At 64.5% G+C, this 24,114-nt stretch carries 21 protein-coding genes and 2 pseudogenes; 13 read left to right on the top strand and 10 right to left on the bottom strand.

Features of this window, described 5'->3' with window-relative positions; translation table 11 throughout:
* Window position 1 precedes the first annotated feature (1 nt).
* Window positions 2–1,687 (top strand): hydantoinase B/oxoprolinase family protein, encoded by a 1,686-nt coding sequence (locus LB532_RS03830; protein ID WP_140639355.1) that lies wholly within the window; start codon window positions 2–4, stop codon window positions 1,685–1,687.
* A 43-nt stretch (window positions 1,688–1,730) separates the two neighbouring features.
* Here LB532_RS03830 and LB532_RS03835 read toward each other — a convergent pair whose 3' ends face one another.
* From LB532_RS03835 to LB532_RS03845, 3 genes are all read right to left on the bottom strand, one after another.
* The gene (locus LB532_RS03835; RefSeq protein ID WP_140639354.1) at window positions 1,731–2,384 is read right to left on the bottom strand and encodes a methionine ABC transporter permease; all 654 of its coding nucleotides are present in this window, start codon (window positions 2,382–2,384) and stop codon (window positions 1,731–1,733) included.
* Window positions 2,365–3,453 carry a methionine ABC transporter ATP-binding protein gene (locus LB532_RS03840; protein ID WP_140639353.1) on the bottom strand — a complete coding sequence of 363 codons (1,089 nt, stop codon included), beginning with the start codon at window positions 3,451–3,453 and terminating at the stop codon, window positions 2,365–2,367. Before LB532_RS03840 ends, LB532_RS03835 begins: the two co-directional genes overlap by 20 nt.
* An 87-nt stretch (window positions 3,454–3,540) precedes the next feature.
* Window positions 3,541–4,395, bottom strand: a complete 855-nt coding sequence (locus LB532_RS03845; RefSeq protein ID WP_224556383.1) for a MetQ/NlpA family lipoprotein — start codon at window positions 4,393–4,395, stop codon at window positions 3,541–3,543.
* A 992-nt stretch (window positions 4,396–5,387) separates the two neighbouring features.
* On the opposite strand from LB532_RS03845, the gene LB532_RS03850 reads away from it, so the two are divergent.
* The 7 genes from LB532_RS03850 to LB532_RS03880 all read left to right on the top strand — a co-directional run bounded on the left by LB532_RS03850 (window position 5,388) and on the right by LB532_RS03880 (window position 13,432).
* The gene (locus LB532_RS03850) at window positions 5,388–6,482 is read left to right on the top strand and encodes a transporter substrate-binding protein (RefSeq protein WP_140639351.1); all 1,095 of its coding nucleotides are present in this window, start codon (window positions 5,388–5,390) and stop codon (window positions 6,480–6,482) included.
* Window positions 6,479–7,096 (top strand): ANTAR domain-containing response regulator, encoded by a 618-nt coding sequence (locus LB532_RS03855; RefSeq protein WP_140639350.1) that lies wholly within the window; start codon window positions 6,479–6,481, stop codon window positions 7,094–7,096. Before LB532_RS03850 ends, LB532_RS03855 begins: the two co-directional genes overlap by 4 nt.
* Complete coding sequence (locus LB532_RS03860) at window positions 7,074–7,982, top strand: ABC transporter permease (RefSeq protein WP_140639349.1); 909 nt, start codon at window positions 7,074–7,076, stop codon at window positions 7,980–7,982. The genes LB532_RS03855 and LB532_RS03860 overlap by 23 nt, the downstream gene beginning before the upstream one ends.
* Window positions 7,979–8,899 carry an ABC transporter permease gene (locus LB532_RS03865; protein WP_140639348.1) on the top strand — a complete coding sequence of 307 codons (921 nt, stop codon included), beginning with the start codon at window positions 7,979–7,981 and terminating at the stop codon, window positions 8,897–8,899. Before LB532_RS03860 ends, LB532_RS03865 begins: the two co-directional genes overlap by 4 nt.
* A 34-nt stretch (window positions 8,900–8,933) precedes the next feature.
* The gene (locus LB532_RS03870) at window positions 8,934–10,577 is read left to right on the top strand and encodes an ABC transporter substrate-binding protein (RefSeq protein ID WP_140639347.1); all 1,644 of its coding nucleotides are present in this window, start codon (window positions 8,934–8,936) and stop codon (window positions 10,575–10,577) included.
* Window positions 10,567–11,511 carry an acetamidase/formamidase family protein gene (locus tag LB532_RS03875; RefSeq protein ID WP_140639346.1) on the top strand — a complete coding sequence of 315 codons (945 nt, stop codon included), beginning with the start codon at window positions 10,567–10,569 and terminating at the stop codon, window positions 11,509–11,511. Before LB532_RS03870 ends, LB532_RS03875 begins: the two co-directional genes overlap by 11 nt.
* Window positions 11,512–11,671: 160 nt before the next feature.
* A complete protein-coding gene (locus tag LB532_RS03880; protein WP_140639345.1) occupies window positions 11,672–13,432 on the top strand; it encodes an ABC transporter ATP-binding protein in 1,761 nt (586 codons plus the stop codon).
* Window positions 13,433–13,600: 168 nt separating this feature from the next.
* Here the strand turns inward: LB532_RS03880 and LB532_RS30300 are convergent.
* The 6 genes and pseudogenes from LB532_RS30300 to LB532_RS03910 form a co-directional block, all read right to left on the bottom strand.
* Window positions 13,601–13,765, bottom strand: a pseudogene (locus LB532_RS30300) (ketopantoate reductase C-terminal domain-containing protein); the annotation flags it as partial.
* A 120-nt stretch (window positions 13,766–13,885) separates the two neighbouring features.
* On the bottom strand, window positions 13,886–15,472 hold the full coding sequence (gene ggt, locus LB532_RS03890; protein ID WP_140639344.1) for a gamma-glutamyltransferase: 1,587 nt from the start codon (window positions 15,470–15,472) through the stop codon (window positions 13,886–13,888).
* Between the two features lie 48 nt (window positions 15,473–15,520).
* Complete coding sequence (locus LB532_RS03895; RefSeq protein ID WP_140639343.1) at window positions 15,521–16,321, bottom strand: ABC transporter permease; 801 nt, start codon at window positions 16,319–16,321, stop codon at window positions 15,521–15,523.
* Entirely contained in the window at window positions 16,318–17,244 is a 927-nt protein-coding gene (locus LB532_RS03900; protein ID WP_224556385.1) for an ABC transporter permease, read from the bottom strand. Before LB532_RS03900 ends, LB532_RS03895 begins: the two co-directional genes overlap by 4 nt.
* Window positions 17,244–18,326 (bottom strand): ABC transporter ATP-binding protein, encoded by a 1,083-nt coding sequence (locus LB532_RS03905; protein WP_140639341.1) that lies wholly within the window; start codon window positions 18,324–18,326, stop codon window positions 17,244–17,246. Before LB532_RS03905 ends, LB532_RS03900 begins: the two co-directional genes overlap by 1 nt.
* A gap of 76 nt (window positions 18,327–18,402) precedes the next feature.
* On the bottom strand, window positions 18,403–19,443 hold the full coding sequence (locus LB532_RS03910; RefSeq protein ID WP_140639340.1) for an ABC transporter substrate-binding protein: 1,041 nt from the start codon (window positions 19,441–19,443) through the stop codon (window positions 18,403–18,405).
* Between the two features lie 217 nt (window positions 19,444–19,660).
* Here LB532_RS03910 and LB532_RS03915 point away from each other — a divergent pair, with 217 nt between their 5' ends.
* Together LB532_RS03915 and LB532_RS03920 are read left to right on the top strand one after the other, a co-directional pair.
* Window positions 19,661–20,362, top strand: coding sequence for a GntR family transcriptional regulator (locus tag LB532_RS03915; protein WP_181169338.1), 702 nt, complete (start codon window positions 19,661–19,663; stop codon window positions 20,360–20,362).
* Window positions 20,363–20,501: 139 nt separating this feature from the next.
* A complete protein-coding gene (locus LB532_RS03920) occupies window positions 20,502–21,059 on the top strand; it encodes a TMEM175 family protein (protein WP_246674431.1) in 558 nt (185 codons plus the stop codon).
* Between the two features lie 80 nt (window positions 21,060–21,139).
* Here the strand turns inward: LB532_RS03920 and LB532_RS03925 are convergent, their stop codons facing one another.
* On the bottom strand, window positions 21,140–22,096 hold the full coding sequence (locus LB532_RS03925; protein WP_263487256.1) for an alpha/beta fold hydrolase: 957 nt from the start codon (window positions 22,094–22,096) through the stop codon (window positions 21,140–21,142).
* Window positions 22,097–22,345: 249 nt separating this feature from the next.
* Between LB532_RS03925 and LB532_RS03930 the strand changes: the two genes are divergently transcribed.
* From LB532_RS03930 to arsB, 3 genes and pseudogenes are all read left to right on the top strand, one after another.
* A complete protein-coding gene (locus LB532_RS03930; RefSeq protein WP_140639337.1) occupies window positions 22,346–22,696 on the top strand; it encodes an ArsR/SmtB family transcription factor in 351 nt (116 codons plus the stop codon).
* 46 nt (window positions 22,697–22,742) lie between these two features.
* Window positions 22,743–22,954, top strand: a pseudogene (locus tag LB532_RS03935) (arsenate reductase ArsC); the annotation flags it as partial.
* A 14-nt stretch (window positions 22,955–22,968) separates the two neighbouring features.
* Complete coding sequence (arsB, locus tag LB532_RS03940; protein ID WP_140639336.1) at window positions 22,969–24,066, top strand: ACR3 family arsenite efflux transporter; 1,098 nt, start codon at window positions 22,969–22,971, stop codon at window positions 24,064–24,066.
* Window positions 24,067–24,114: the final 48 nt, after the last annotated feature.

The following is a 24,114-nucleotide window of genomic DNA, read 5'->3' on the forward strand; positions in this document are numbered from 1 at the left end:
GATGCAAAAGCTCGACGCCATCACGCTCTCGGTCCTCCAGGCAGCCCTGCAGCAGGTCTGCGATGAGATGGACCTGACCTTTTCCCGCGCCGCCTTCTCACCTGTCATCGCCGAGGCCAACGACCGCTCCGACGGCATCTATTCGGCCGTCGACGGCTCGCTGATCGCGCAAGGCAGCCAGGGCCTGCCGGTATTCGTCGGCGTCATGCAATATTCGACCAGGACGGTGATCGAGATGATCGCCGACGGCCGCTGCCTGGCCCCGGAGCCGGGCGATATCTACATCGTCAACGACCCGTATCTCGGCGGCACGCATCTGATGGACGTGCGCTTCGTCATGCCAGCCTACCGGGACGGGAAGATTTTCTGCTGGCTGTCGAACACCGGCCATTGGCCCGACATTGGCGGCTCGGTGCCCGGCGGCTTCTCGGCTTCGGCGACGGCGGTCGAGCAGGAAGGCTTGCGGCTGCCGCCGGTCAAACTGTTCAAGAAAGGCGTACTCGACCCGGAGATCTACGCCATCATCTGTTCGAACATCCGCGTCGCCGACCAGCGCATCGGCGACATCAGGGCGCAGGCTGCCGCACTGCTGATCGGCCAGGATCGGCTCAATGGAATTCTGGATCGTTACGGAGACGAAACTGTTGTCCAGGCGATCGCAGAACTGCGCCGCCGCGCCGCCGAGCAGATGCGGGCCAACATAGCGGCCATTCCCGACGGGACCTACCGCTCAAAGGCCTTCGTCGATTCCGATGGCGTGGTCAACGAGCCGCTGACAATCGCGCTCGCCGTCGAGAAGAAGGGCGACACCCTGACTTTCGATTTCGCCGGCTCGTCAAAGCCCTGCGCGGGGCCGATGAACAGCGTGCTGGCGACCACCTTGTCCTCGGTTTATCTCGCCATGCGCCATATCTTCCCCGATGTGCCGATCAGCGCCGGCGCCTTCGAGCCGCTCGAGGTCAAGCGACCGGAGGGCACTTTCCTCGACGCCAGGTATCCGAGGCCGGTCTCGGGCTGCGCCGCGGAAGTGTCGCAGCGCATCGCCGAGGCGGTGTTCGCGGCCATGGTGCAGGCGCTGCCGGACAAGGTGACGGCGGCGCCCGCCGGCTCCAGCGGCAATTTTGCGCTCGGCGGCAACGATCCGGCGCGCGGCCGCGACTATGTCATGTACCAGATCTCCGGCGGCGGCTATGGCGGCAATGCCGGCCATGACGGGCTGAGCAATGGCTGCTCGACCATCGGCATTTCCAAGTCGCCGCCGGTCGAGATCATGGAGCAGGCCTTTCCGGTGCTTTACCGTCACTATGCGTTGCGCGAGGGCTCGGGCGGCGCCGGCAAACACCGCGGCGGCTTTGGCCTTGCCTACGAGGTCGAGATCCTGCGCGGAGAAGCCCGCGCCTCCTTTGTCATGGACCATGGCCGCTTCGGCCCGCAGGGCGCGCTCGGCGGCAAGGACGGCGCGGTCAACACCGTCACGGTCTTCCGCAATGGCGAAGAGCATGTGCCGCCGCATTTGTCCAAGGAGCAGGATATCGCCTTGAAGTCCGGTGACCGCGTCCGCGTCGGTACGCCGGGTGGTGGCGGCTATGGCGATCCGCTGGAGCGCGATCCGGAACTGGTCGCGCGTGACGTCAGGCTTGGCTATTATACGGCCGAACAGGCCAGGGATTTGTTCGGCGCGGCATGAACTCGCCGGCCTCAGCCGATCCGAATGTTCAACCGGCAGACCATCATCTTCGATCCAGCCGCGCCACCAGCCGGTCGCCGGCCCACTGGATGCCGCAGACCAGGATGATCAGCACAATCACCACCGCAATCATCACTGACGTCTCGAACCGCTGGTAGCCGTAGCGGATGGCGAGGTCTCCGAGGCCGCCGGCGCCGATCGCGCCGGCCATGGCGGAGGCGCCGACCAGCGTCACCAGCGTCACGGTGAAGCCCGCGACGATGCCTGGCAGCGCTTCCGGCACCAGCACCTCGCGGATGATCGTCCAGCGGTTGCCGCCCATGGCGCGCGCCGCCTCGATCAGGCCAGTGTCGACCTCGCGCAGCGACACTTCGGCGATGCGCGCGTAGTAGGGCGTGGCGGCGATCGACAGCGGCACGATCGCCGCCCAGGTGCCGATCGAGGTGCCGACGATCAGCCGCGTCACCGGGATCAGCGCCACCAAAAGGATGATGAACGGCACCGACCGGAAGCCGTTGATGACGGCACCGAGCACGCGGTTGACCCACAGGCTTTCGGCGATGCCGCCGCGTTCGGTGGCGATCAAGGCGAGACCAAGCGGCAGACCGAAAACCAGCGAGATGAGGCCGGAAGCGGCCGTCATCAGCACCGTCTCCCAGATCGACCGCAGCAGAAGCTCAAACAGGATCGGCGACATGGCCAAGCACCTCCACCCGCGCCTGGCGCGATTTCAGGAATGCGATCACTCGCGCGAGATGGCTTGCATCGCTGCCGGGGACAGACAGGAACAGTGTGCCCACCGGCTGCTGCTGGACATGGTCGATGCCGCCATGGACGAGGCGGAACGTGCCAGGCACGAGCGTCGCGAGATCGGACAAGAGCGGGCTTTGCGCGGCCTCCCCGGCCACATCCACGCGCAGGATCGTCTCCGCGCCGGTCGCGGGCAGCAGCCGGGCCAAGAGCTCGGCCGGCAGTTGCGGCCGGATGGCACCAAGCAGGCTTTTCGTGATCTGCGACCGCGGCTCGGCAAACACCGACCAGACCGGGCCTTGCTCGACGAAGCGCCCGGCGTCGATCACCGCCACGCGGTCGGCGATCGAGCGGATCACCTCCATCTCATGGGTGATCAAAAGGATGGTCAGGCCAAGCTGCCGGTTGATGTCCCTCAGCAAGGCGAGGATGGACCGCGTCGTCTCCGGGTCAAGCGCGGAGGTGGCTTCATCCGACAACAGCAGCGCCGGCCGCGCGGCCAGCGCCCTGGCGATGCCGACGCGCTGCTTCTGCCCGCCCGACAGCGACGCCGGATAGGCCTTCGCCTTCTCCGACAGGCCGACCAGTTCAAGCAGTTCGGCGGCGCGCCGCAGCCGCTCCGCCTTCGGGCGGCCTTCGATCTTGAGCGGCAGCGCTACATTGTCCTCGACCGTCTTGGCCGACAGCAGGTTGAAATGCTGGAAGATCATGCCGATGCGCCGCCGCAGCGGCTGCAGCTCGCGCTCGCCGAGCTGGCTGATCTCGCGACCTTCAATGAAGACTTCACCGGAATCCGGCCGCTCCAGCCCGTTCAGGCAGCGGATCAGCGTCGATTTGCCGGCGCCGCTGCGGCCGATAATGCCGAGGACCTCGCCCCTGCGCACCGTCAGCGACACGCCGTCGAGTGCCGCGGTCGTGCCGAAGCGGCGCTTAAGGTCGACAAGACGCACCACGTCCTGCGGGGATGTAGCGGCCTGATCCCTGGCCTCGGTAGTTGCGGTGAAATGCTGGTTCATACGCGGATCCCGAAATGCGATTGCGGCCCGCGCATTGCGCGGACCGCCTCTCCCTGTCAGAGCAGGCACACCAGTGCCTGGATAGTCTCAATAGGCGCTGAGGCCGGTGCCCTTGTAGACTTTGTCGAACTCGGCCTTGACCGCGTCGTTCTGGTAGGAGGCGACCAGCGTCTTCACCCAGGGCTCGTTCTCATTGCCGACCTTGACCGCGATGAAGTTGCGATAGGGATTGTCGGCGATGGGTTCCTGCGCGATGCGGTTGTCCGGCGTCAAGCCGCTCTTCAGCGCCCAGTCGGTGTTGACCACGGCCGCGTCGAGGTCCACGACCGAGCGCCCGACAATGCCGGCGTCGAGCTCCTTGATCTCGACCTTCCTGGCGTTTTCTGCAATGTCGGCTGTGGTGGCGAGAATGCCGGTGCCGTCCCTGAGCTTGATCACGCCTTCGTTCTGCAGCACGCGCAGCGCCCGCCCTTCGTTCGAAGGATCGTTCGGCACACCGATCACCGCCCCTTCCGGCAGGTCGGCGACCTTGCTGTACTTCTTGGAGTAGAGGCCGATCGGCCAGACGCCGGTATAGCCGACGCGCACGATGTGATAGCCTTGAGTCTTGATCTGGTTGTCGAGATAGGGCTGGTGCTGGAAGGCGTTGGCGTCGATCTCGCCGCGCTCCAGTGCCTCGTTGGGCTGGGTGTAATCGTTGAACACAACGGTCTCAATGCTGAGGCCCTTTTGCGCCGCCTGGGCAACGACGACGCGCCATACATCCTCGTCCTCGCCGCTGATGATGCCGACCTTGATCGCCTTCTTGTCCTCCGCGAATGAGGCGCTGGATCCCATCAGCCCGGTGATCGCGACCGCCGAGGCGAAAAGCAAAGCAAGACCAGCGCGCCGGTTGAAATGTGACGAAAGGGAAGATGACAAAGTGTTCCTGAACTCGGACATGATCGATCTCTGCGGTTGCGAAGTCACAAAAGCCGGGCGGGATGCCGAGCCTTGCCCTGATCATCAGAAACTCTAGGAATATTATCAAAGAACCGCGTTCCCCGGTTCGCCCGGAAGTCCGGAATATTCTCTCAAAATTTGCTGGACGGCGAGCACGCCGGCCTAGCCGCACCGAGCGGGCCGCAGCGCCGCCGTTGAGCTGATGAACACACCTTTCCGTAGTGTTTCGGTTTGAGATCTGGCCGGTCTGCTGGCGCATCCCGCTCTGAATCCCTATATGCCTAGAGGAAAGCATAGGAGATTTCATGATAGCCAAATGCACAACCGCTGAGGAAATGGCTCAAACCGTAGGCGTTGAGCCGACAGCATTCCGTGAAGCGCTACGCAGTGCTAAGTTTCCCCGAAAACGCGGCACTGACTGGGAAGTGACAATCGGCGGCCCGGCATACTCAGGAATGCGTACCGTCCTGGCATCTCTGATACGGCGCAAGGCGGCCTGATTCCAACCGGTCCAAAAGGTCACATGTTTCCAATCGCGCCGCTTTCGAACGGTGACCATATCGAGACACCTGCGGAGCTAGAGAAACTTATCTCTTAGCGGACCAATGTTTCTCAGCCGCCTTCCGGACTATCCCGGCGCGCCGCTCTGGTGTCAGGCCTCGGCGCTTCTTTCCGTCCCTCGCCCCAGCGCTTCGCGGCGGGTCCTTGCCGTCGTCAATCACGTCGTCGGCTTCCTTCGCCTGTGAGAGGTTCTCCTGGTCGAAGGGGTTCATAAATCTTCCCATCGCTGGGTAGAAGGATCCTGCCCAATCGCCTTGCGGCCCAAGCCTTAATTTCAAACTTGGACAGATCGCACTTTCCCGCTTGACTGCGCGGTCGCAGGGAATAGTTTAGGCTGAAAATACCGGCCCCGATCGCCGGGCGGCAAGAATGCCTCGTATGCCTCGCCCTCCGGTGGTGGCTGCGGGGCATTGTTATTTCTGGGGATCTGTTTGAAACGGCGTATCGAGATCGGCATCCTCTATTCCCGCTCGGGAAGCTACCAGCTCGTCTCCGATGCGTGCCGGATGGGCGCCATGCGCGCCATCGCCGACATCAATGCCGACCGCGGCTCGGGTATCGAACTGGTGCCGGTCGAGCGCGACCCGCAAAGCAATGCCGATCGCTATGCGACGCTCTGCGAGGACATCTTCAAGACCAGCAGCGCCCGCCATGTTGTCGGCTGCGTGACCTCCTGGAGCCGCAAGGAGACCATTCCGGTGTTGGAGAAAGCCGGCGGCATGCTCTGGTACGCCTGCCCCTATGAAGGCTTCGAGGCCAACGAGCACGTCGTCTACATGCACGCTTGCCCAAACCAGCATCTGGTGCCGCTGATGGCCCATGTCGTGCCCCGCTTCGGCGCCAACGGCTTCCTGCTCGGCTCGAACTACATCTGGGGCTGGGAGATGAACCGCGTCGCGCGCGACCTGATCGCGGACGCCGGCGGCAAGGTTCTGGGCGAGCGCTATCTGCGTATCGGCGAGACCGACGTGTCGCGGCTGATCGCCGAGATCCGGGCGACGCGGCCGAACTTCGTCCTCAACAATCTCATCGGCACCTCCTCCTACGCCTTCCTGGCGGCCTACCGCGACTTGGGCGTTGAGGACCCGGCCTTCAGCCCCGAGGTGTGCCCGGTCATCTCCTGCAACCTCACCGAGGGTGAGCTGCCGGCGATCGGCGAAACCGGCAAGGGGCATTTGTCGGTCGGGCCGTATTTCGCGCCTCGCCCCGCGGCCTTCGCCTCGTCTTTCGAGGCCTCCGCCTATGCCTCCGTGCAAGTGATGGCCGACGTGCTCTCGCGTGATACCGACGCCGGTCCGGCGGAATTTTCCAAGGCCTTCGCCGAACGGCGCTTCTCCACCCGGCTCGGCCCGATCGCCATCGACGCCCATTCCCAGCACGCAACGCTGCCGGTGATCATCGGCCGGATCGCCGACGGCTTCTTCGAGGTCGTCAGCCGGCATCACGAGGTCGCGCCCGATCCTTATTTGTCACGCTACGACCCAGCCACGACATTCGGCCGGCCGCGCCTGAGGGTGGTGTCGTGACCAGGCCATCGCGAATCCCTAATCTCGGCGGCGCCAGGGCATTCATCCTGCATCGCCCGCACCCGACGGTGCAGGCCATCACCAGGCAATTGTCGGCAATCGGCCTGGTCACGGTGGACTGCTGGCCCGAACTGCCGCCTGAAGCGCTGGCCGCCGATTTCGTGTTCTTCGACGCCGATCTCGGCTTCGACGAGCAATTCCCGTGGAAGGCCGGCGAGGCGCCGATGCCGCTGGTGGCGCTGATCGGCTCGGAGGCGCCCGGCCGCATCGAATGGGCGCTGTCGCACAAGGCCGATGCGCAGCTCCTGAAGCCGGTCGGCACCGCCGGCGTCTACAGCGCGCTGCTGATCGCAAGGCAGAGTTTCGAGGCGCGAGAACATTTAGCCGGCGAGATCGCCTCGCTGCGCCAGCGCGTCGCCGAGCGCCAGACCATCGTGCGCGCCGTCGCGGCACTTTCGAAAGGCGCCGATGACGATCGCGCCTACGCGCAGCTGCGCTCGCTGGCGATGAGTTGGCAGATCAGCGTCGAGGATGCGGCGCGCCGCATCGTGGCGATGACGAGTGACGAAATAACGGGTGAGGAAGGCGGCGATGACCAGTCCCATCGCGCCTGATCTTCCGGCGGCCGCACGCATGCCGGTCAAGCCGCGCGCCGGCGTCTGGCGCCGGCTGGTCAAACGCCGCCTGGCGCTGCTTGGTCTGTTCATCGTCGCCATCGTCCTTGCCGGCGCGATCCTCGCGCCATGGCTGACCAGCTATGACCCGAATGAGCAGATGTTCGACGGGCTGACGCTGGAAGGCTCGCCCTTGCCGCCCGACGCAAAATTCTGGCTCGGCACCGATCTGCTCGGCCGCGACCTGTTGACCCGCATTCTCTACGGCGCCCGCACCTCGCTGATCATCGGCATCGCCGCCAATGGCGTGGCGCTGTTGATCGGCACGCTGGTCGGCGTCACGGCGGGTTATTTCCGCGGCTGGATCGGCAGCGCTCTCATGCGCTTCACCGATCTGATGATGGCGTTTCCGGCGCTGCTGCTCGCCATTTGTCTCGCGGCGGTGTTCGAGCCAAGTCTCTGGATCGTCGCTCTGGTCATCGCGCTGGTCAACTGGGTGCAGACCGCGCGCGTCATCTACACCGAAACCTCTTCGCTCGCCGAACGGGAGTTCATCGATGCCGAACGCACCATCGGCGCGAGCGCGCCGCGCATCCTGTTTCGCCACATCCTGCCGCATCTTCTGCCCACCATCATCGTCTGGGGCACGCTCGGCATCTCGACCACGGTGCTGCTGGAAGCAACGCTCTCCTTCCTCGGCATCGGCGTGCAGCCGCCGACGGCCTCCTGGGGCAACATCATCTTCGAGAACCAGACCTACTTCCAGGCGGCGCCCTGGCTGGTGTTCTTCCCGGGTGCGGCGATCCTGGCGCTGGCGCTGGCCTTTAACCTGATCGGCGACGCGCTGCGCGACATCCTCGATCCGACGCAAAGGGGCCGGGCATGATCGCCTATCTCGGCCGCCGCCTGATCCAGTCGCTGCTTATCCTGCTCGGCGTTTCGCTGATCACCTTCGCGCTGCTTTATCTGCTACCTGCCGACCCGGTGCGCCAGATCGCCGGCCGCAGCGCCACGCCGCAGACGGTCGAGAACATCCGCCAGCAGCTCGGCCTCGACCAGCCCTTCGTCGTCCAGTACTGGCACTATCTCACGAAGCTCGCCAGCGGCGATCTCGGCCGCTCCTACATCCAGCGCTCCGAGGTCACCGAGCTCATCGTCTCGCGGCTGCCGGCGAGCCTGCTCCTGATGGTCGGCGCCATCCTGTGCGAATTGCTGATCGGGCTCAGCATGGGACTGATCGCCGCCGTCAAGCGCGGCACCGCCACCGACCAGACGCTGATGGTCGCCTCCTTCGTCGGCGTCTCGGCGCCGCAATTCGTCGTCGGCCTGCTTTTGCTCTACGTGTTCGCCGTCAGGCTCGGCTGGTTCCCGATCGGCGGCTACGGCACCTGGCGCCATCTGGTGCTGCCCTCGCTAACCATGGGCATTCTCGGCGCCGGCTGGTACGCGCGCATGATGCGCTCCTCGATGATCGACGTGCTGCGCCAGGATTATGTGCGCACCGCGCGCGCCAAGGGCCTGGCGCGCCACGCCATCCTGTTCCGCCATGCGCTCCCCAACGCCATCCTGCCGGTCATCGCCATGATCGGCATCGATATCGGCATCTTCATGGGCGGCATCGTGGTGGTTGAAAGCGTGTTCGGCTGGCCAGGCATCGGCCAGCTCGCCTGGCAGGCGATCCAGCGCGTCGACATTCCGATCATCATGGGCGTCACCCTGGTGTCGGCCTTCGCCATCGTGCTCGGCAATCTCTTGGCCGACATCATCGCCCCGTTCATCGATCCCCGCATCAAGCTCAGATGAAACCAGAAAACCAACAGAGAAAGGGAACATAACAATGAAAAAGCTTCTCGCATCCACCGTGGCCGCATCGGCGCTGGCGCTGATGCTCGGCATGACGAGCGTCCGCGCCGAGGACGCCGTCGATCCCAACGCCAAGCAGGGCGGCGCCATCACCATCACCTACAAGGACGATGTCGCGACCCTCGACCCGGCGATCGGCTATGACTGGCAGAACTGGTCGATGATCAAGAGCCTGTTCGACGGGCTGATGGACTATGAGCCCGGCACCACCAACCTCAAGCCCGATCTCGCCGAAAGCTACGAGATCTCGCCCGACGGCAAGACCTTCACCTTCAAGCTGCGCCATGGCGTGAAATTCCACAATGGCCGCGAAATGACCGCCGACGACGTGAAATACTCACTCGACCGCGTCACCAACCCGAAGACGCAGAGCCCCGGCGCCGGCTTCTTCGGCTCGATCAAGGGCTATGACGATGTCGCCGCCGGCAAGGCGGAGACACTATCGGGTGTCACCGTGGTCGACCCCTATACCGTCAAGTTCGAGCTGACCCGGCCCGATGCCACCTTCCTGCATGTCATGGCCATCAACTTCTCGCATGTCGTGCCGAAGGAAGAGGTCGAGAAATATGGCGCCGATTTCGGTAAGCATCCGGTCGGCACCGGCGCCTTCAAGCTCGCTGAGTGGACGCTCGGCCAGCGCATCGTCTTCGAGCGCAACGCGGACTACTGGCACAAGGGACTGCCGCATCTGGACAAGATCACCTTCGAGATCGGCCAGGAGCCGATCGTGGCGCTGCTGCGCCTTCAGAAGGGCGAGATCGACGTGCCCGGCGACGGTATTCCGCCGGCCAAGTTCCAGGAGGTGATGGCCGATCCCGAGCAGAAGGCGCGCGTCGTCGAGGGCGGGCAACTGCACACCGGCTACGTCACCATGAACACCACCATGGCGCCGTTCGACAATGTGAAGGTTCGCCAGGCGGTCAACATGGCGATCAACAAGGCGCGCATCATCCAGATCATCAACGGCCGCGCCGTGCCGGCCAACCAGCCGCTGCCCCCGTCGATGCCGGGCTACGACAAGGAATACAAGGGCTATCCTTACGACGTTGCCAAGGCCAAGGCGCTGCTGGCCGAAGCCGGCCATCCGGACGGCTTCGAGACGCAGCTTTTCGCCATGAACACCGATCCCAATCCGCGCATCGCGCAGGCGATCCAGCAGGATTTGGCGGCGATCGGCATCAAGGCCAGCATCCAGTCGCTCGCCCAGGCAAACGTCATTGCCGCCGGCGGCGACAAGGCCGGCGCGCCGATGATCTGGTCCGGCGGCATGGCCTGGATCGCCGACTTCCCGGACCCATCGAACTTCTACGGTCCGATCCTCGGCTGCGCAGGCGCCGTGCCGGGCGGCTGGAACTGGTCGTGGTATTGCAACAAGGACCTCGACGCCAAGGCGGCCGAGGCCGACTCGGTGGTCGACCCAGCCAAGGCCGCCGAGCGCGACAAGATGTGGAGCGCCATCTACGACAAGGTGATGGAGGACGCGCCCTGGGCGCCGGTCTTCAACGAGCAGCGCTTCACCATGAAGTCCGCGCGCATGGGCGGTGCCGACAACCTCTATGTCGACCCAGTCCATATCCCGATCAACTACGACAATGTGTACGTAAAAGATGTGCAATAACTGCGATTACACCATCCACGGACGCCACCACCATTTCGGCTGGGACAATTCCTTTGCCCCGGTCGAGCGGGTGGCGCCCGGCTCGACCATCGAGTTCCAGTGCCTGGATTCCTCGGGGGGCCAGTTGAAAGCCGACAGCACCGTCGCCGACATCGCCAAGCTCGACTTCGCCGGGATCAACCCTGTCACCGGGCCGATCTTCGTCGAGGGCGCCGAGCCGGGCGACGCGCTGAAGGTGACCATCGAGATGTTCAAACCGTCCGGCTTCGGCTGGACGGCCAACATTCCAGGCTTCGGCCTGCTCGCCGACGACTTCAAGCAGCCGGCGCTGAACATCTGGAAATACGATGCCGCCTCGCTGGAGCCGGCCTTGTTCGGCAAGAACGGCCGCGTGCCGCTGAAACCCTTCGCCGGCACCATCGGCAACGCGCCGGGCGAAATGGGCCATCACTCGGTGGTGCCGCCCCGCCGCGTCGGCGGCAATCTGGACATTCGCGACCTCGCCGCCGGCACCACGCTCTATCTGCCGGTGGAAGTGGCCGGGGCGCTGTTTTCGGTCGGCGACACGCATGCCGCGCAAGGCGACGGCGAGGTCTGCGGCACGGCGATCGAAAGCCCGATGGACGTCGTGCTCAAGCTCGACCTGGTCAAGGACGCCAGGCTGAAGACACCGCGCTTCACCACGCCGGGCCCGGTGACGCGCCACCTCGACGCTAAGGGCTACGAGGTGACCACTGGCATCGGCCCCGACCTGATGACCGGCGCGAAAGAGGCCGTCGCCCAGATGATCGACCTGCTCGCCGGCCGTTACCAGATCGATCCGGTCGAGGCTTATATGCTGGCCTCGGTCTGCGGCGATCTCAGGATCAGCGAGATCGTCGACATGCCGAACTGGGTGGTTTCCTTCTACTTCCCGCGCTGCGTGTTCGAATGAGAGGTCGGCGCTGCACCCCCACCCCGCTGCTTCGCAGCGACCCTCCCCACAAGGGGGAGGGTAAAACACCGGCGCCCTACCTCCCTCTTGTGGGGAGGTCGGACCGAAGGTCCGGGTGGGGGGCGCCACAGAATAAATCCCTTGCAGGTTTGCATCTGCAATGACCTCACCCCCCGAAACAATCCTCGACATCGCCAACCTCTCCGTCTCCGTGCGCGGCGAGGATGGCGAGCGCGACGTCGTCTCCAACCTCTCTCTGACGCTTTCACGCGGCGAGACGCTCTGCATCGCCGGCGAATCCGGTTCCGGCAAATCGATGACCGCGCTGGCGATCATGCAGCTCCTGCCGCAGCCCGCCGCGCGCATCTCAGCTGGCAAAATCCGGTTGGGCGGCACCGACCTGACGGCGCTCGACGAGCGCCGGATGCGGCGCATCCGCGGCGACCGCATCGCCATGATCTTCCAGGAGCCGATGACCTCGCTGAATCCGGTCCTGTCGATCGGCCGCCAGCTCACCGAATCCATCGAGGCGCATACCAGCCTCTCGCCCGCCGAGGCCCGAAGCCGCGCCATCGAGGCGCTGAAGGCGGTGCGCATTTCGGAGGCCGAAAGCCGGCTGAAACAGTTTCCGCATGAGCTGTCCGGCGGCATGCGCCAGCGGGTGATGATCGCCATGGCGCTGGCGCTCGAGCCGGACGTGCTGATCGCCGACGAGCCGACGACGGCGCTCGACGTCACCGTGCAGGGCGAGGTGCTGGAACTGCTGCGCGACTTGCAGCGCCAGCACGGCACCAGCGTCATCCTCATCACCCATGACATGGGCGTGGTCGCCGAAATGGCCGACCGCGTCATCATCATGCGGCATGGCCGCATGGTCGAGGAAGGCAAGACATCGGACATTTTCGCCAGGCCGCGAGCCGACTATACGCGCGAACTGCTCGCCGCCGTGCCGCGCATCGGCACTGGCGCCGGCCGCCAGAAATCGAAAGAGATTGCCGAGCCGGCTGCGCCGGCAAACGTCGCCGAGGTCACCGATCTGCATGTCCGGTTCGACCTGCGTGGCGGCTTCTTCGGCCGGGTCAACCGGCGCGTCCATGCCGTCGAAGGCGTCAGCTTTTCGATCGCGCCCAACGAGACGCTGGCGCTGGTCGGCGAGTCCGGATGCGGCAAGTCGACCACCGCCAAGGCGCTAGCCGGACTGGTGCCTTATACCGGCGACATCGTCATCGGCGGACGCAACCTGTCGGCCCTCGGCCGCGACGAGCGCAAGGCGGTGCGCCGCGACGTGCAGATGATTTTTCAGGACCCCTACGCTTCGCTCGACCCGCGCATGCGCGTCGGCGATCTCGTTGCCGAGCCGCTGGTCATCCATGGCGTCGCCTCGAAGGAGGAGCGCAGGGACCGGGTGGCGGCTTTGTTCGAGCGGGTCGGCCTGTCGGCCGGCCAGATGGAGCTCTATCCCCACGAATTCTCCGGCGGCCAGCGCCAGCGCGTCTGCATCGCCCGTGCCCTGGCGCTAAGGCCGAAGCTGATCATCGCCGACGAAAGCGTTTCGGCCCTCGACGTTTCCGTGCAGGCGCGCGTGCTCGACCTGCTGAAGGAATTGCAGCGCGAATTCGGCGTCGCCTACCTCTTCATCTCGCATGACATGGCCGTGGTCGAAAACATCTCCGACCGCGTCGCCGTCATGTATCTCGGCCAGATCGTCGAGATGGGAACGAGAGACCAGGTTTTCTCCAACCCGCGCCACCCTTACACCAGGCGGCTGATCGAAGCCGTGCCGGTGCCCGATCCGGCGAAGCGCAGGAGCCGGTTCGCAAGGCTGGACCAGGAGATTCCGAGCGCGACGCGGAGGCTGGGCGAGAGCCCGCAGAGGCTGGTGCTGAGCGATGTCGGAGGCGGTCACCTGGTGGCGGGGTGAGAGATATGCTGCTCATGCAAAGCTCAGAAACCATCGCAGCATTCTGCCGCGATGCGTGACGGGTCCCCGGCAGGCGATGCCCGCCTTAAGGCGGGCATGAATCAGCAGCCCCTATCCCACATCACGGCGCAAAACGCCACTGGCGGGATCGAGACAGACCGGACTACCTCAGCCATAACACCCCCTCTCCATCGCCAGCCGCCTTACCAGCGCCAGCACCCCATCGATCGTCGGCGTCGGCTTCTTCACCAGTCGCCCTAATTCCTGCACCGCGCCCACCAGCGCGTCTATTTCCATCGGACGGCCCCGTTCCATTGGCGGAGCCGTCGATGAAAGCGCCTTTCTCACGTCACTATACGGGGAGAAATGCCCGGCAGGGCAATGAGGGGCGGCGCCGACGCTTGCTGTGGCAACTGCAGCCAAATCCGGGCCGCGACGGTTGTCCCGATCCCATCAATACCCAAGCGCCATTCCGTCCTTGCGCGGATCCGACGCCCCCGTCAGCGTTCCCTTTTCCCAGTCGATCAGCACCGCCTGGCCGCCGCCGAGCGGGTGGTGCGGCTGGGTGATGCGATGGCCGCGGCGGCGCAGACCCTCGATCGCATCAGCGGGAACACCGCGCTCGGCCTCCACCATACCGTCATTGTAGAACACCCGCGGCGCGTCGAGCGCCTGCTGCGGGTCCATGCCGAAATCGATCATATTGGTCAAAAGATGGACATGGCCGAACGGCTGGTAGCCGCCGCCCATGACGCCGAACGGCATCACCACGCGGCCGTTGCTGGTCGCCATGCCGGGCATGATCGTGTGCATCGGCCGCTTGCCGGGCGCGATCGCGTTCGGATGCGCCGGGTCGAGGCGGAAGCTCGAGCCGCGGTTCTGCAGCACCACGCCGGTCTTAGGGCCGACGACGCCGCTGCCGAAGGAATAATAGGTCGAGTTGATGAAGGAGACCGCGTTGCGGTCGCGGTCGACGATCGAGATATAGACCGTGTCGCTGCCCGGTAGCTGCACATCCGGCAGGTGGGTCATGGCGCGCTCTCGATCGATCTCGGCGCGCAGCCGCTCGGCATAGGCGGCCGACAGAAGCTCTTTTACCGGCACCGGCACATGGTCCTGGTCGCCGAGGAAACGGTCGCGGTCGCGGTAGGCCAACCGCCCCGCTTCGATCTCCAAGTGCAGGCGCTCGGCGCCGTTGGGGTCGAGGCCGCCGAGCTTGAACCCCGACAGCATATTCAGCATCAGGAGCGCCGTCAGCCCCTGGTTGTTCGGCGGCATCTGGTGGATCTCGTGGCCGCCATAGGAGACGCTGACCGGCGCTACATAATCGCCCTTGGTCGAAGCGAAATCCTCAAGCGAATGCAGCCCGCCCAATGCCCTGAGCCGGCTCACAATGTCGTCGGCGACGGCGCCTTCATAGAACCCGGCGCGGCCATGCCTGGCAATGATGCGTAAGGTAGCGGCAAGCTCCGGCTGCCGGTGCACGTCGCCGGCCCTCGGCGCCTCGCCGCCCGGCAGGAAAATGCGCGCGGCGTGCTCGTCCGCCGACAGGTCGGTCTCCGGTTCGGCCCAGTCGAAGGCGACGCGGTCATGCACGACATAGCCATTCTCGGCATAGTGGATCGCCGGCGCCAGCACCTCTGCGATGTCCTTGCTGCCATGGTCTTCCAGCAGCCTGCACCAGGCGTCGATCGCGCCGGGCACGGTCACGGCATGCGGGCCTTGTTTGGGAAGTTCGCTGAAACCCTTGCCGCGATACCAGTCCACGGTCGCCTTGGCGGGCGCCCGGCCGGAGCCATTGAAGGCCAGCACGTTTCCCTGCCCCGCGGGGCAATAGAGGACAAAGCAGTCGCCGCCTATGCCGGTTGACTGTGGTTCAACCACGCCCTGCACGGCGGCGGCGCAGACAGCGGCGTCCATGGCATTGCCGCCGGCGCGCAGCATGTCGATGGCTGCAAGCGTCGAAAGCGGATGCGAGGTCGCGGCGATCGCTTCGGTGGCACGGACCGGCGAGCGGCCGGGAAACTGGAAATCACGCATTCTGTCCGAATATCTCCTGGTCACTTGAAGCCAATTGGTCCGGTGAAATCAATGCCGGCGGCCGAAGATCTGCGCCACCGATAACAGCACGACGGACAGCACAATCAGGCAGGTCGAGATGGCGGCAATCGTCGGGTCGATCTGGTCGCGCAGCGCGTTGAACATGCGGCGCGTCAAGGTCGTCGTCTCGCCGCCCGAGATGAACAGCGACACCACCACCTCGTCGAAGGAGGTGATGAAGGCGAACAGCGCGCCCGAGACGATCGAGAAGCGGATCTGCGGCATGGTCACCTGCCAGAAGGCGGCTACGCGCCCCGCGCCCAGGCTGCGCGCCACGCGCTCCTGGTTCATGTCGTAGGAGCGCAGGCCCGAAAGCACCGTCAGCACCACCAGCGGCAGCGCCTGCACCGTATGCGCGATGACCAGGCCGGTCAGCGTGTTGTTCAGCCCGATGCGCGCATAGAGGAAGAAGGTGCCGATGCCGATCAGGATCACCGGCACGATCAGCGACGCGGTCATCAGCGCGTTGATGCTGCCGTTGAAGCGAAGCGTGCCGCGGTTGATGGCATAGGCGGCGGCCGTGCCGAGCGGCGTCGCCACCAGCGCTGTCATAACGGCCACCTTGACTGAGACGATCGTCGCGTCGCGCCACTCCAGCGACTGGAAGTAGGTCTGGTACCAGCGCAGCGACCATTGTTGCGGCGGAAACTGCAGCAGCGTCGAATCCGAAAACGACATGATGACGATGATGACCGACGGCGCGATCAGGAACAGCAGCACGAGGCCGCCCAGCGCATAGAGCCAAAGACGTTGCCGGTGCGAGATCGGCAGGCCGACATCTCCACTCATCGCGAACTCCACACACCTGTGGCGCGCGCGCCGAGCAGCCACTGGAACAGGCCGAGCAGCGCCAGCGTTACCACGAGCAGCACGACGCCCAGCGCCGCGCCGGCGCCCCAGTTGGAATAGAGGCTGGTGGTCTGTTCCATGCGCATCGCCCACATGACGACCTTGCCGCCGCCCATCAGCGCCGGGGTGACGAAAAAGCCGAGACACAGCACGAAGACGATGACCACGCCCGAGGCGAGGCCGGGCAGCGACAGCGGAAAGAAGATCTGGCGGAAGGTGGCGACCGGGCCGGCGCCCAGGTTCATCCCGGCGCGCAGGCAGTCGGTGTCGATGGTCTTCATCGAGGCGTAGAGCGGCAGCACCAGGAACGGCAGCAATATATGCGTCATGCCGATGACGACGCCGGAAAAATTGTTGGCCAGCGGCAGCGGCTGGCTGATGACGCCGAGGTCGATCAGCCAGCTGTTGATCAGCCCCTTGCGCTGCAGGATCACCAGCCAGGCATAGGTGCGCACCAGCACCGATGTCCAGAACGGCAGGATGACGAAGATCAGGCAGACCGACGCCGCCCGGCGCGGCAGTTGCGACAGCATATAGGCCAAGGGATAGCCCAGCAGCACGCAGGCGGCGGTGACGATGAAGGCGACCTTGAAGGTGGTGAGGAAGGTCTTGATGTAGGAGGCCTGCTCGAAGAAGCGCGCATAATTGGCGGCGCTCAAGACGCCGGCCTCGTCGAACAGCGACAGCCAGAACAGACAGCCGATCGGCACGATGATGATGGCAAAGACAAGGAACAGGCTTGGCGACAGCAGCGCCAGCAGCCGAAACTGCTCGCGCCGCGCATCGGCGCGCAACGCATGCGCGTTAAGGTCCTGGGCCATGGCGCCAATTGTCTCGTCCATCGCGGCGGTTTGCACGCTCATCAGTCCGCCGCCACCAGGATCGTATCCTGCGCATCGAGGCCAAGCGCGATCGGCTGCCCGGCGGCCGGCAACCTGGCCAGCACGTTGCTGCGGCAATAGTCGCGCAATGTCAGCTGCCTGCCGTCGCGCAGCACGGCGTAGCAGACGAAGCTGTCGCCCTGATAAATGACGTCACTGAGCGTCGCGCTGAGCACGTTGACGCCCTTGGCCGGCTCTGCATTTGCCAGTAGCCGCAGCTTTTCCGGCCGCACCACCATCAGCTGCTGGCCCGATGCCGGCGCCGGCGCCGCGGTGTGGATTTGCCTGTCCTCGTACCAGACCGAACCGCTGCGGTATTCGACGGGAATGAAACTTGATTCCCCGATGAAGCCGGCGACGAACCGGGTGCGCGGCGCGGCGTAGAGGGTTTCGGGCTTGTCGAGCTGCTCGATGCGCCCGGCATTCATGACGGCGATACGGTCCGACATGGTGATGGCCTCGCGCTGGTCGTGCGTGACATAGACAGTCGTCATGCCAAGCCGCCGGTGCAGGGCGCGCAGTTCGATCTGCATGTGTTCGCGCAGGCCCTTGTCTAGCGCCGACAGCGGCTCGTCCATCAGGACGATGCGCGGCTCGAACACGATGGCGCGCGCCAGCGCCACGCGCTGGCGCTGGCCGCCGGAGAGCTGGTCGACACGCCGTTCGCCGAGGCCCTGCAACTTAACCAGCTCCAGCGCCTTCTCGACGCGCTCGGCCGTCTCGGCGGCAGGGATGCGGCGCTGCTTCAGCGGAAAGGCGATGTTGTGGAAGACGTTCATATGCGGGAACAGGGCATAGTTCTGGAACACCATGCCGATATTGCGCCTGTGCGGCGGCGTGGTGATGATCTCCTCGTCGCCGACCTTGATTGAGCCGGCATTGGCCCTGACGAACCCCGCCAGGATCATCAGCAGCGTCGTCTTTCCCGAACCCGAAGGGCCGAGCAGCGTCAGGAATTCGCCGGCCGCGACGTCGAGGTTGAGGTCGCGCAGCACCGATACGGAGCCAAATCGTTTCTCGATCGCGCGCATGCCGATCGGCAGCGCGGATAGCGCAATGGACAAGATTGTTTTCTCCTGGGCAGAGACTCCAAGAAGCAGGGCCACTCTCGGGCGGCCCCGCAATGTCAGGGTTTCCGGTCTATTGCTGGATCAGATTGTTGAACTTTTCCGTCGCCTCGACGAGGTTGTCGCGCCAGAACTCGGCGTCCTGCAGCACCTGCTTCTTGACGTTCTCAGGCGACGAGTTGATGTCCTTGATCCGCTCCGGCGGGATCTTCCCGGTCTCGAACGCCTTCTCGTTGACCGGTCCGTTGTCGACATAAAGCGGCAGATTGGCCTGCAATTGCGGACTGACGAACATCGCCAGCGCCTTCATCGCGGCCTCCTTGTTCTTGGCGCCCTTGGGAATGACCATGCAGTCGGCGGTGAGCACGCCCTGGTCGAAGGAGAAGCTGACCGGCGCGCCTTCCTTCTTCAAGGTGCCGGCGCGGCCGTTCCAGATGCTCGCCATGTCGACCTCGCCGTCCTTCACCAGCTGCATGGCCTGCGCGCCGGAAGTCCACCAGGCATCGATATGGCCACGGATCTTGTCGACCGATTTCAGCGCGCCGTCTATATCGACAGGATAGACCTTGTCGATCGGAATGCCTTCGGCGAGGGCTGCAACGCTCAGCGTCTCCGTCGCCTGGCTGCTGCTCAGCGCGCGCCGTCCGGGAAACTTCTCCACATTCCAGAAATCGGCCCAGGTCTTGGGGCCGTTGTCACCGAACACGTCGGTCCGGTAAACGAGCACGACGGAAGTATAGGAGATGCCGACCCAGTCGTCATGGACGAGCTTGGGATTGATGCCGCTCTTGTCGATGAGGTTGTAGTCGAGCTTTTCGAAAAGCCCTTCCTTCGAGCCGCGCGCGCATTCGTCGGCGCCGAGCTCGGTGATGTCCCACTTCACCGCGTTGCCTGTCACCTGCAGGCGCACGTCGTCGAGGCCGTTGGTGGTGTCTTCCTTGATGGTGATGCCGAGCGCATCGGCGGTCGGCTTGAAGAAGGCCTTGGTCTGCGCCTCCTGATAGGTGCCGCCCCATGACGCGACGGTGATGGCGTCGCCTGCCACGGCGGGCGCCGTGACCGCTGCCATGAGGCCCGCTATGGCAACGACGCTAATGCCTTTGGTGCTTTTCATTTCGGTTCTCCAACCGGTGTTCCCATTGTTTTTGATTTCGCATGCGATTTTGTATACAATTTTGAGTGTAGCTTGGGGATCAGCGAAGTCAACACCGCTCGGCGGGGCCTGGGCCATCGGCCGGGGGCCGGGGAATGGCAAAACGCGCCGACTTTGAATACAGCTACGCGTGAAACACATAGACTTCCGGCACGGATCGGAGAACTGGATACGGACCTTGGCCAAGGAAACAAAAAACACGCTGCGCGACTCGGTCTATTCCGCGCTCAAGGCCATGATCGTGACCGGCCAGATCCCGCCGGGCGCGCGCGTCACCGAGAGCGACATTGCGGCAAAGCTGAATGTCAGCCGCACGCCCGTGCGCGAGGCCTTCAACCGCCTCGAGCGCGACGGGTTGGTCACCGGCCGGCCGCGGCAGGGCTACGCCGTCACCGAGTTTGACATCAACATGTTCCGCGAGGCCTTCGACATCCGCGAACTGCTCGACGGCCACGCCACCGAATTGGCGGCGGCGGCGGCCACCGAGAAAGACAAGGCGCGGCTGCGCGCCATGCTTGCCGAATGCGAGAGGCTGGCCGCCATTACGGACCGCACCACAAGGGAAAAGTTCCAGGAGCTTGAAGTCGGCATCGACCTGCACCGCGTCATCGCCGAAATCAGCGGCAACGCCATGCTGCACGGCATGCTGTGCGGCATCCTCGACAAGTGCCAGCACTATGTCTGGACGGAACTGCTCTGGCTCGACGAATGGAAGATCGCCCGCGACGAGCATGCCGAGATCGTCGAGGCGATCTGCGCCGGCGACGCCAAGCGCGCCGGCGCTCTGGCGCGCGCGCATGTGCGCGGCTCGCGCGAGAACGTGCTGCGCCTGCTGCAGGCCAAATCGGACTATCAGAGCTTTCTAGCCAAGGCGTCGTGAGCGGTTGGACTTGGCGCGAAGCAACGCGTTAGCGATCTCGACTGGGCAGCCATGGATATTGCGGGTGGCGATGCTACCATAGGCCGGACGAACCTCGACAAGGACACTCCAGGTGCTTCCCTCGACAGGGCTTGAGCGATTGAGCGCATTTTCGGATGGCGTGTTCGCCGTCCTTATCACCGTGCTCGTGCTTGACCTGCGCCCACCGGAGGTGCCGACCTTCACCGCGTTGCTGGCCTTGTGGCCGACATGGCTGAGCTACGGCGTGAGCTATCTCTTCATCGCCATCGTCTGGGCGAATCACCATCATCTCCTGCGCCACGCTACGGCGGCGACGACCAGCCTGATGTGGTACAATTTCGCGCACCTGTTCTCGGTGTCGCTGCTGCCGTTGGCAACCGCGTGGATGGCGGTCAGCGAACTGGCCCCGCAGCCGGTGGCGTTCTACGCGGTCGTCTTCTTCCTGGTGAACCTGACCTACATTCTCCTGATCCGGGAACTCATCGACCCTATGCCGGCCGTCGCCGTTCCGCTCAAGGCGCGCAAGGTCATGCGCATCCGCTCGATCGTGACGCTCTGCCTCTTCGGCTTGGCGGCGGTCGTCGCCCTGAAATACCCAATCGCCGGATTGGCGATCTGTTGCTGCTGCCTGACGGTCTATCTCCGGCCAGAAGCGCCGGGATCGCGTGCCGGCTGATTTCCGTTCCCTATGGCATTCCAGGCCCGTCCGACAATGAGCTTGCGCCGGCGGTCTCGCAGCCGGTCATGTCCCCCGGATCAGCCCTGTTCCAGCAAGCTCCGGAGGAAATGGATCATCGCGGCGTTGACCTCGTCCGGGCGTTCCTGCTGGGTCCAGTGCCCGCAGCCGGGCAGCATCAACATATCGCGGAGTTGCGGGACGAAATTTCCGAGATTGGCCAGCAGCTGATCCATTCCGGGGAAGGCGACCACCAGATCGCGGTCGCCCGCTATATAGAGGGCGGGAACCTTGACCCGCGCGCCGGCAAAGGGCGCCATCAGTTCCCAGTTCCGGTCGATGTTGCGGTACCAGTTGAGGCCTCCGGAAAAACCGGTGCGCTGGAACTCGCCGGCGTAGAAATCGAGGTCGCGTTGGCTGAGCCAGGGCGGCAGGCCCGGTGGCGCCTCGACGGCTTGCAGGAAGCCTCCGCCATGTGGAACCATGCCGATTCCACCCGCGCTCGTGTTCGGGGCATCCCCCGATGCTGCGTAAAGCATGGCCCGCACCGTGGTGCGGGGGTCCCGCTCCAACTCGGCCTCGGCAATGCCGGGTTGCTGGAAATAGAGCTGGTAGAATTGTGAGTCCGTCGTTCGCGGCATCAGGCTGGTTGGGCGCACCTTGGCGCGCGGCCGGAACGGCACGCTGAGGCCGATGACGGCTTGGAACCGGTCGGGGCGAAGCAGCGCCGCGTGCCAGGCGACGACGGCGCCCCAGTCGTGGCCGGCGATGATGGCGGTGGGCGCTTCGAGGGCGTCGAGGAGGCCCACCATGTCGCCGACCAGATGGAAGAGCGTATACTCTTCGACCGCCTCCGGCCGATCGCTCCTGCCATAGCCCCGCATGTCGGGGGCGACGGCGTGAAAGCCCGCCGCCGCGAGCGCGTCCAACTGATGGCGCCAGGAATACCAGGATTCGGGAAAGCCGTGGCACAAGAGCACCAAAGGGCCATCGCCCTGCTCCGCGACGTTGAGGCGGATGCCGTTGGTCTCGATCATTCGCCGTGTCTGCTCGCTCACGGTTGCTTCTCACGTTCGTGTGTCCGTCTCTGTTTAACGGCTGGCGGTGGACGCCGCAACGAGTGGGTTGAGCGAACCGAATGCCTGTCCTGGAGGTCACGCATCTTTTTGTCGCCGGTCTCAGGAGTGATCCTGCCCCAGCTTCAAACGCGATGAGCGCGCTGCCTATGGTCATCCGGCTGTCATATGTTCGGCACTACAAAGCCTTAGTTCTGGATTTATGGATGCATGGATAAAAAATCAGCCCTCCTCGCTTTGGCGGCACTCGGCCAGGATACAAGGCTCGAGGTCTGTCGCCTGCTTGTCCAGGCGGGCGCCGAGGGGACCCCCGCCGGCGAGATCGCTTCCCGCCTCGACATCGTGCAGAACACGATGTCGGCGCACCTCAAGGTTCTTGACCATGCCGGCCTCGTCCGCGCCGAGCGCGACGGCCGCACAATCCGCTATGTTGCCGACATGACCGGATTCCGCGATCTGCTCGCCTATCTCATGGAAGACTGCTGCAATGGCGCGCCGGAACTCTGTCGGCCCGTGATCCAGGCGGTCACCTGCAAGTGTTGGAAGAGGCATCCGCCATGAGTGAGCCATGCAACGTTCTTCTCCTCTGCACGGGCAATGAATCGTGCCCGGTCAGCCGATGACCGCGCATTGGGGCGTGCCTGATCCGGCTGACGTGGAAGGCACCGTTGCCGAAAAGCACCTGGCCTTCGCCGAAGCCTAGCGCATGCTGAACAACCGCATTTCGGCCTTATCAGTCTTCCGATGAACATGGTCGACAAGCTTGCCCTGCAGAAGCGGCTGAATGAAATGGGCCGCAACCTTCCGAAAGCCGGCTGAGCAAGGAAAGTATCATGACCGATCATGCTTTGAGCGCGGGCGACGGCATTGGTTTCGTCGAGAAATACCTGACTGTGTGGGTGGCGCTGTGCGTCGTCGCCGGCATCGCGCTCGGCCATCTCATGCCAGGCGTCTTCCACGCCGTCGGCGAGGCCGAGATTGCCAAGGTCAACCTGCCGGTCGCGGCACTGATCTGGCTGATGATCGTGCCGATGCTGGTCAAGATAGACTTCGCCGCGCTCGGCCGCGTGAAGGAGCATTGGCGCGGAATCGGTGTGACGCTTTTCGTCAACTGGGCGGTGAAGCCGTTCTCGATGGTGGCGCTCGGCTGGCTGTTCATAGGGTATCTCTTCCGGCCTTATCTGCCGGCCGACCAGATCGACAGCTATATCGCCGGCCTTATCATCTTGGCGGCCGCGCCCTCCACAGCGATGGTCTTCGTGTGGTCGAACCTGACGAAAGGCGAACCGCATTTCACGCTGAGCCAGGTCGCGCTTAACGACACCATCATGATCTTCGCCTTCGCGCCGATCGTCGGCTTGCTGCTCGGCCTGTCGGCCATCACCGTACCCTGGAATACGCTCGTCCTCTCCGTCGCACTCTACATCGTCGTGCCGGTCATCGGCGCCCAACTCCTGCGTCGGCGGCTGCTCGCCGCAGGCCGCGAAGCCGCCTTGAAGCGATTTCTGGAACGACTTCAGCCGCTCTCGCTCATGGCCTTGCTTGCCACGCTCGTGCTGCTGTTCGGATTCCAGGGCGTGCAGATCCTGGCGCAGCCGCTGATCATCGCGCTGCTGGCCGTGCCGATCCTGATCCAGGTCTATTTCAATTCGGGGCTCGCTTACCTGCTCAACCGCATCTCCGGCGAACAGCACTGCGTCGCTGGCCCCTCGGCCCTGATCGGCGCCTCGAACTTCTTCGAGCTGGCGGTCGCCGCCGCCATCAGCCTGTTCGGCTTCCAGTCGGGGGCGGCGCTCGCTACCGTCGTCGGCGTGCTGATCGAAGTGCCGGTCATGCTCTCCGTGATCCGGATCGTGAACCGCTCCAAAGGCTGGTACGAGGGCGGCTACGCAGTGTCCCGTGTTGCTGAAAACAACAATGCTCGACCTTGATCGAAAAATTGCAAAATTAGCCGTTGGCCCTCAGCCGGCCGGGCGGCC

The sequence above is a fragment of the Mesorhizobium sp. ESP-6-2 genome (genome assembly GCF_020164675.1).
Taxonomy (GTDB): Bacteria; Pseudomonadota; Alphaproteobacteria; order Rhizobiales; family Rhizobiaceae; genus Mesorhizobium.